Annotated in this window: 1 protein-coding gene; it reads left to right on the forward strand. The window is 57.9% G+C overall.

Annotated features, from left to right (window positions below; all coding sequences use genetic code 11):
* Positions 1 to 182: 182 nt before the first annotated feature.
* Positions 183 to 637 (forward strand): extracellular solute-binding protein (locus tag EN906_RS36340; RefSeq protein WP_127375883.1); only part of this gene is annotated, 455 nt, incomplete at its 3' end.

Below are 637 nucleotides of genomic sequence, written 5' to 3' on the forward strand. Positions count from 1 at the left end.
AACGCAATCTCGAACTTGATCATGATTGTTTCGGTGGTGCTGGCGACCGTGGCCTTCCTGCTTCAGCGACGGCAGTAGCAGCGGCGTAGTTTTTCCTAATCAAGGCGTCGGGCAAATCGAATTTATCGAACCCGGCAGTTTGTTATCGTCGCCCCTGGGAGAACAACAAACAGGGGAATGACATGACGACTAAAATTGCAGCGCTCACCATGGCCGGTGCCATGAGCCTCGCCTTTAGCGTGCCCGCTCTCGCCGAGGGCAGCCTGGCCATCTACGCATGGGCGGATTCCATCTCGCCCGAGATGGTCACGAAATTCGAGAAGGAAACCGGCATAAAGGTCACGGTCGACGCCTTCTCATCCAACGAGGACCTGCTCACCAAGCTGCAGGCCGGCTCGTCGGGCTACGACATCGTCACGCCTTCGCAGCACTTCGTGAAGATCATGATCGATAGCGGGCTGCTTGAGGATTTCGGCGCCAGTTCGATGGCGGCCTACAGCCAAGTCCTGCCGGACTGGCAGAAACCGTGGTGGGATGCGACAGGCAATCATTCGATCCCGCTCGCCTTCGGCAATGCCGGCTACACCGTCAACCGCGACCTCTACAAAGGCCCGGTCGACAGCTGGAAGACCTATTT

This window comes from Mesorhizobium sp. M7A.F.Ca.CA.004.06.1.1 (assembly GCF_003999135.1).
In the GTDB taxonomy this organism is placed as follows: Bacteria; Pseudomonadota; Alphaproteobacteria; order Rhizobiales; family Rhizobiaceae; genus Mesorhizobium.